This is a genomic window from Roseateles sp. P5_B10, assembly GCF_056400485.1.
This window is the reverse complement of record NZ_JBFULE010000709.1, coordinates 1-2,710: the sequence shown is the minus strand read 5'-3', so window position 1 is coordinate 2,710 and position 2,710 is coordinate 1. Positions and strand designations below refer to the sequence as shown.

3 protein-coding genes are annotated in these 2,710 nt (G+C 68.4%); 2 read left to right on the top strand and 1 reads right to left on the bottom strand.

What is annotated here, in order from left to right:
* Positions 1 to 148 (top strand): diguanylate cyclase domain-containing protein (locus AC1DU6_RS26325; protein WP_477860726.1); only part of this gene is annotated, 148 nt, incomplete at its 5' end.
* Between the two features lie 52 nt (positions 149 to 200).
* Here the strand turns inward: AC1DU6_RS26325 and AC1DU6_RS26320 are convergent.
* Positions 201 to 1,118 carry a LysR substrate-binding domain-containing protein gene (locus AC1DU6_RS26320; protein ID WP_477860724.1) on the bottom strand — a complete coding sequence of 306 codons (918 nt, stop codon included), beginning with the start codon at positions 1,116 to 1,118 and terminating at the stop codon, positions 201 to 203.
* 100 nt (positions 1,119 to 1,218) lie between these two features.
* On the opposite strand from AC1DU6_RS26320, the gene AC1DU6_RS26315 reads away from it, so the two are divergent.
* A complete protein-coding gene (locus tag AC1DU6_RS26315; protein ID WP_477860722.1) occupies positions 1,219 to 2,481 on the top strand; it encodes a M20/M25/M40 family metallo-hydrolase in 1,263 nt (420 codons plus the stop codon).
* The last annotated feature ends 229 nt before the right edge of the window (positions 2,482 to 2,710 follow it).

Sequence of the window (2,710 nt, the reverse complement as noted above, 5' to 3'; positions counted from 1 at the left end):
GCACCTCACGGTGTGCATCGGCGGCGCCTCGATGATCCCGCAGCGCGGTGGCTCATCCCTTGAACTCATCGAAGCCGCGGACAAGGCACTCTACGAGGCCAAGCGAGGCGGGAAGAACCGCGCCGTGATGCAGGAGCGCAGTCATTGATGGACCGCCGCGGGACGAGGGTTACGTCACCTTCTCGCTCGTGTATTGACCGTCAGTCGAGCGCGGCCAGGGCCTCGCGCCGCCAGCGCCGGCTCTCGGCCACCGCCCATTGCGCGAATGCATGGAGCTCGGACGAACCTTCTTGGTCGGCCCGCCGGCAGAGGTAGAAGCCGCGCCCCGACGACACCCAGCCGCTGAACGGCACGACGAGCTGCCCAGCGGCCAGCTCCCTTTCGATGAGGCAAAGCTGCACGACCGCGATGCCCATGTCGGCAACGACGGCCTCGATCAGTGCAGCGGCCAGGTCGAAGCCCGAGGCCAGTTGGGGCTGGCTCGCCTGCACGCTCTGGGCCTTGAGCCAGAGCGCCCAGTCGGCGGGATGGGCGCTGTGGTGCAGCAGCGGGTGCTGCAGCACGTCTTGCGGCCGGGTCAGCCGGGCAGCGCGCGCCGGGCGGCACACGGGGACCAGTTCGCGCCCGAGCAGGTATTGCGCGACGACGCCTTCGGGCCAGCGGCTGTGTGCGCTCGGCTTGGGGTTGATCCAGCAGTCGACGTCGTCGCGCTCGAAGCGGTCGTCGTGGCGCCAGCGGCGGAACTCGAGCTTGAGCTGCGGATGTTGCGCTTGCAACGCCGGCAGCCGCGGCACCAGCCAGCGCGCGTACAGCGACGGCACGGGCGCCATGCGCAGTGACGGGCCGGCAGGCGCCGCGTGCAAGGGAACGGCCCGTTCCAGCATGTCCAGGGCGGGCTTGATGCGGGCAAGGTAGCTGGCGCCCTCGGGCGTCGGGGTGACCTGGGCGCCGCCGCGCGCCAACAGCGCCAGGCCCAGCTCCGACTCGAGCCGCTGCACCGCCCGGCTGACTGCGCCCTGGGTGACGGACAACAGCTGCGAGGCGGCGGAGAAGCTGCCCAGCTCGGCCACCGCGACGAAAGCATGGAGTTCGGCCAGCGACGGCGAGCGAAAGCGCATCCACCTATTACATCACTGCATAGAGTGGGGAAAACTTGTCGATGGGCGTTGTGAAAGGTCGCTGGCACAGTCCGCTCGGTCCCAGCTCCACGTCCTCGATATGCAACTTCGTACATTGATCGCCGCCGCCGCGTTGCTGGCGGCTTCCCTGGCCCAGGCGGCACCCACGCCCCAGCAACTGCAGGACCTGGCGAAGCAGGAGCAGCCGGCGCTGCTGGAGACCTTGCGAGCGCTGGTCGAGATCGAGTCCGGCAGCAAGGACCTGGACGGCCTGGCCTCGGTGGMCGGGCTGATCGCCGGGAAGCTCAAGGCCCTGGGCGGCGAGGTGTCGATGATCGAACCCACGGAGGTCTACCGCATGGAGGACACGCCGGAGCGCCAGGGCCAGATGGTGAAGGCGCAGTTCAAGGGGCGGGGCAGCAAGAAGCTGCTGCTCATCGCCCACATGGACACCGTCTACCTGAAGGGCATGCTGAAGGACCAGCCCTTTCGCATCGAGGGCGAACGCGCCTACGGCCTCGCCATCGCGGACGACAAGCAGGGCGTGGCCACCATCCTGCATGTGATCGCGCTGTTGCAGAAGGCGGGCATTGACGACTACGGCACGCTGACCGTATTGATCAACGGCGACGAGGAGATCAGCTCACCGGGCTCGCGCGCGACCATCACGCGCACCGCGGCCGACCAGGACATGACGCTGTCCTTCGAGGGCGCCGGCGTGCAGGGCGGTGTGCGCCTGGCGACCAGCGGCATCGGCTCGGCCTATCTGAGCGTGGAAGGCCGCTCCTCGCACGCCGGCGCAAGGCCGGAGGGTGGCATCAATGCGTTGACGGAACTGGCTCATCAACTGCTGCAGATGCAGGACTTGTCGGAGCCGGCCACGGGCCTGAAGCTGAACTGGACGATGGCCCAGGCGGGCACCAACCGCAACGTGATCCCGGCCCAGGCCACGGCCCAGGCCGATGCGCGCGCCTTGCGTGTGGCGGACTTCGACCGCCTGGAGAAGGAGCTGCAGCGCCGCGTGCAGCAGCGGCGGCTGGCCGATGCCAAGGTGCAGCTCAAGTTCGAAGTGCGCCGCCCGCCGCTGGAGGCCACCGAGGCCTCGCGCGCACTGGCCAAGCGTGCCCAGGCCATCTACGCGGAGCTGGGCCTGCCCATGCAGGTGGCGGAGGTGGCCACGGGTGGCGGCACGGACGCCTCCTTCGCGGCGATACAGGCCCGAGGGGCGGTGATCGAAGGCCTGGGTCTCACGGGCTTCGGCGCCCACTCCAACGATGCCGAGTACGTCGACATCCGCTCCATCGCGCCACGGCTGTACCTCGTGACGCGACTGATCATGGAGATGTCGGGCGAGAACCCTTGAGGCAACCTGATGGGGGTCGTGCGCATTTGGGTGAAGATCCGCACCGAGTCCGGCAATGTGCGCGCCGCTCGACGTGGCCGCCTCCAGGTCAGGTCTCGGCCACCAACGGCTATTTCTCAGAGGAAACGTTCGGCAAGGTCATGACCACCTGGGGACGGATCGGTAGAGCGCTCGCCGCTGTTTGGGTCTGGCCTTCCTTCAATGCCGCGCTGTCGGAAAGGATACTGAC

What these genes read in the sequence shown, in the direction of transcription:
- AC1DU6_RS26320 (WP_477860724.1), bottom strand. Translation starts at nt 1,118, where the DNA reads ATGCGCTTTCGCTCGCCGTCGCTGGCCGAACTCCATGCTTTCGTCGCG.